The sequence below is a fragment of the Candidatus Bathyarchaeota archaeon genome (genome assembly GCA_023131225.1).
Taxonomy (GTDB): Archaea; Thermoproteota; Bathyarchaeia; order Bathyarchaeales; family SOJC01; genus JAGLZW01.
This window is the reverse complement of record JAGLZW010000030.1, coordinates 1-4,263: the sequence shown is the minus strand read 5'-3', so window position 1 is coordinate 4,263 and position 4,263 is coordinate 1. Positions and strand designations below refer to the sequence as shown.

Here is a 4,263-nt window from a genome sequence, read left to right as displayed (position 1 = left end):
CTCCGATTTCTCCGAAGCTTTTCAAGGAGCCATGCTGCTGGGCAGACGACATGATCTGGTATGGTGGCAGGGTGCATTGGTGGATTCGTCCTCCTGAGGGCTTCAATTTAGAAGCCATAGTGAGTGATATGGTTATTGAGAATCATCCGTTGTCCTTTGGCATGACTTTCTATGACGTTATCCGAAAGAAACATCCACTATCCCCCGCAATGGAGGTGCTTGACTCTATGGAGCCATATGTAAAAAGGTGCTTGCAAGCGGGGATGGGGTTGTGCTGGCACGTAGCCGAAGCTGCTATCAACGACTTGAACACTGGAAAAATGCACCACGCAGGTAGAATCCACGTTGACATGATCAAAAAACTAATTCAGAACCCGTGGTGATAGGTCAAACAGTCACATTTGACGTTACCCATAAATTACTTCTTCACGACAGATTGGGTCGCTTGCAAGTATATCTCCATAGTATCCGTAGGCCCAAGCTCGACAACCTCCACGACACATATCCAATTTTTCACATTTCCCACATTTTCCTTTAATATGATTTCTGTCGCGAAACTTCTCTAAGAGAGGCGAATTCTGCCAAATCTTTCTTATGCTCTCTTTCGTTAGGTCCCCAACGCAGAAATGGTTGATTTGAGACAATGTTGTGAAGAAGTCGCAGGGTGCGGCTAAACCGTTTGGTGCAATTGCCAGACTTGATACACCCGCTACACAGGCAGCTCCCGCCAATTTGTGTATCCTCTTTTCAGTTTGTGTCTTTGGTTTGATGTCAGGAAAAATCCTGAACCATCTTTTTCCTAGTTTTTTCCACTCTGTCACTGCCTTTCGGTTTGCTGCTAGAAACTGATCGGGCGTTAAGACTAATTCTTTATGATTCATTACTCGGGACACGGGACTATGTGCATATGGGATAAAAAGTATGTTCTCGATTTCAAAAGTCCTCAAGGTATTTGGAATCTTCCAAAAATCATCGATGTTAAGCGTTGTGAGAGTGGTTAATACTACAACTTTTATTCCTACTTTTTGTAGGGCTTTTATAGCATTTACCACTTTGTTAAAGGATCCTGTTACCTTTTTCATGGAATCATGTTTTTCTGGATTAGGGCTATCGATTTCTACCATTACAGTCTCTAGTCCCAGATCGGACAGCTTCTTTGCCACTTTTTCGTTTATAGATGCCCCGCTACACCACAGAGAAGAGATGTTAAGACCTTTGGCAACAGCATAAGAACCTATTTCAAAGAAGTCATTTCTCAGGGTAGCTTCGCATCCGCTAAAAATCAAGTCTTTAACCCCACAATCCGTAAGGTTGTGAATTACAGATTTTGCTTCTTCAGTGTTAAGCTCGTCCGGCCACTTTTCTCCAGCGTCCCACATACAGTAGGGGCAGTTATACAAGCATTGATTTGTAATACGCCAGTTAACCCTAAAAGGTTGTTTTTCGAGGAAATCAGGCTCCCGTTCCATACATTCTTGAAAACCAGTAGGCACATGTAACACTTTTTTCTCACTCAAATTGATCTCTCCCTTTGGAAAGATGACTTACTCATCTATCTGATAAACCTTCTTAGGTTGGTAATTTAGACAAGAAACTTGAGTTGAAAACTTTTTTATATATGCGCACCAATGTAACCCCATCTTAAGCACAGTTAGGAAAGCTTCTTAATGAAAATTAAATTACCGTATGGAAGTGAATTTATCGAATTCGAAGTACCACAATCCAACCTAGTTGGCGTTGTTGGTCCCAGAAAAACACAAAGGCCACTTGATCTAAAAAGTGAAATCAAAAGAGCATTAGACAACCCGATCGCCTCCAAACCATTAAAAGATTGTGTAAAGCTTGGACAAAAGATAGCGATCATCGTTGACAATTGGAGAAGACCTTGGACACCAACTAAAGTCGTTTTAGATGTTATACTGGGCGAGTTTGAAAGGGTAGGAATTAGAGATGAAAATGTCACGATTGTAATAGCTGGTGGAATGGAACGACCATGCACTGAAAGCGAATTGAAAGCTAAACTTGGAAAACACCTCGAAAGATTCAAGGTCACACAACAAAACATCAAAAATTGGGAAGACTTCAAGTTTGTTGGGTTCTCATACTTTGGAAATCCTATCTTAGTAAACAGGTATGTTGCAGACGCAAATTTCGTAATGGGTATTGGCAGCATCTCCATAGGCTCATCTGCAGGCTTTGGTGGAGGAAGCAAAATAATATTACCGGGAGTTTCTTCAAAGGGTACTATTGACTACAATCATATTATGAGCCTTTCACCTAAAGCTGGAAGAGCAAAGTTAGACGGAAACCCTTGCCGCGAAGAAATGAACGAAGCAGCCTCCTTAGTAGGTTTAGACTTCATAATTAACGCAGTGGTAAATGAACGAAATGAAACCGTAAAAATCTTTGCAGGAGATTACATTAAGGCTCATAGAGAGGCTGTGAAAGCTTTTAAAGAAATTTACGAAGTCTCTATTCCTTCAACGGTCGATATCGCAATAACTGACACGAAACCCTTTGACATAGAAATTTTTGAAGCCTTTAGGGCGTTTGATGCATCGAATCTAGTTACAAAACGAGAAGGAGTAATGATTCTGGTCGGCGTCATGGATTTCTTCACGGAGAACATAGAAAGTGTTGCGTTTGATCTGCTGAAAAAATATCGTAATTTTGATGATTTGATTAGACTCATAAATAGACAAGAAATCGGTGGCGCCCTCGGTTCGGAAATGTTCCTTTTTATGAATTCTATTGCGAATAGGAAAGTTATGTTTGTCAGCGATCGAAAAAACTCGAAAGGCCTTGAAGAATTGGGGTTTGCGTATTTTGACTCTATAGAAGTAGCTCTACAACGAGCTTTGCGGGAAAAGGGTAAAGATGCAAAGGTTTTGGTTATGAAGTGTGGAGGAAGTCTTCTCCCTCGAGTCGTACAAAAGTGACACTATAGCAATTAGTTGTCAACGTCCCGCAGAATGTTGAATTTTTGTTAATTTACCTGAACAAGTAAGGATAGGCAGATTTAAACCTCTATTGCTTTTCCTGTTTTTCTGGATTTAGCTGCTGCTAGATATGTTTCCAAGATGTGTCTCCAATCTTTCCCAGTCATCCTAGGCGTTTTACGTTCTTTTATGCATTTAATGAAGTGTTGATCTTCCTCTAGATGCCCTTCACTCGTTTTTTCAAATGGACTTCTGAAACTCCATTCTTGTGAATGTAATCCGTTTGTCTGAAGTCTTAACAAGGAGCTTTGTTCAATGTCCATTACACTCCCTGTGTCCCCAATTATTTTCGACCTATCTAAGAGTATTCTCTCAGCAACTACTCCGCTGTATTCTGTTACACCAATGGCTCCGTTATCGAATTCAACTAGCCAAGCTACATTATCCTCAACGTTACCTTCTTTTTTGAAGGCTAGAGTTCCGCCTCCGGAGTAAATTTTCACTATCTTAGAGTTCAGAAGGAATTCCAGTCTCGGTACTGGTGCTCCTCCCTGATGCCCTCCTTTTTCCACATTCCAAAGCCACCTTTTCCCCAACGCCCACTGTTTGAAACAAAATGATAAACTGGAATGAGCCATTACAGGTTTGCCTATTTTGCCTTGTTCTATCAGTTCTTTCGCCTTGACGTACGCCGGGGCAAAATTGTAGTGATAGCCAGCCATCAACAAAACATTGAAGGACACAGCCGCCTCTATCATAGCGTCAGCCTCCTCAAGGGTTAATGCCATCGGGATTTCGCACATTACATGTTTTCCGGCTTTGGCTGCGTCTATCACCATCTGGGCGTGTAAAAAAGGAGGTGTGCAGATCCAAACGGCTTTGACTTGGGGATTCTCTAACAGCTCTTTATAGTCTGTGTACCAAGTTTCTGCTCCATAAGTTTTCGCAGCCGCCTCAGCCCTTCTCTTATCAACATCCGCAACAGCCACCAACCTCGCATCCGAAATCATCCCCGCTAAAATCGGAAGATGATTGGATGTGGCGATATAGCCACAGCCGATGACAGCAACACCTACTTCCATACGTACACCTCTAGAATCTGTTACCAAGGATTTTGAATTAGTTTTTTGATCATGTCAACGTGGATTCTACCCGCGTGGTGCATTTTTCCAGTGTTCAAGTCGTTGATAGCAGCTTCGGCTACGTGCCAGCACAACCCCATCCCCGCTTGTAGACGTCTGGTCACGCGTTCTCCAGTTTCCTCCTCCTTCCCCCATCCTTCTATGCCTTGAAGCATTCCCATTGCGGGGGATAGTGGATGTTT

General features: G+C 42.3%; 5 protein-coding genes. 2 read left to right on the top strand and 3 right to left on the bottom strand.

Annotated features, from left to right (window positions below; genetic code table 11):
• On the top strand, nt 1-383 hold a 383-nt coding region (locus tag KAU88_07715; GenBank protein MCK4478397.1), incomplete at its 5' end, for a hypothetical protein.
• Nucleotides 384-407: 24 nt separating this feature from the next.
• Here KAU88_07715 and KAU88_07710 read toward each other — a convergent pair.
• A complete protein-coding gene (locus KAU88_07710) occupies nt 408-1,517 on the bottom strand; it encodes a radical SAM protein (GenBank protein ID MCK4478396.1) in 1,110 nt (369 codons plus the stop codon).
• 150 nt (nt 1,518-1,667) lie between these two features.
• Between KAU88_07710 and larA the strand changes: the two genes are divergently transcribed.
• Nucleotides 1,668-2,939, top strand: coding sequence for a nickel-dependent lactate racemase (gene larA / locus KAU88_07705; protein MCK4478395.1), 1,272 nt, complete (start codon nt 1,668-1,670; stop codon nt 2,937-2,939).
• Nucleotides 2,940-3,019: 80 nt separating this feature from the next.
• Here the strand turns inward: larA and KAU88_07700 are convergent, their stop codons facing one another.
• A complete protein-coding gene (locus KAU88_07700) occupies nt 3,020-4,021 on the bottom strand; it encodes a Gfo/Idh/MocA family oxidoreductase (GenBank protein ID MCK4478394.1) in 1,002 nt (333 codons plus the stop codon).
• A 20-nt stretch (nt 4,022-4,041) separates the two neighbouring features.
• The coding region (locus tag KAU88_07695; GenBank protein ID MCK4478393.1) for a hypothetical protein at nt 4,042-4,263 on the bottom strand (222 nt) is incomplete at its 5' end.

What these genes read in the sequence shown, in the direction of transcription:
- larA (MCK4478395.1), top strand. Translation starts at nt 1,668, where the DNA reads ATGAAAATTAAATTACCGTATGGAAGTGAATTTATCGAATTCGAAGTA.
- KAU88_07700 (MCK4478394.1), bottom strand. Translation starts at nt 4,021, where the DNA reads ATGGAAGTAGGTGTTGCTGTCATCGGCTGTGGCTATATCGCCACATCC.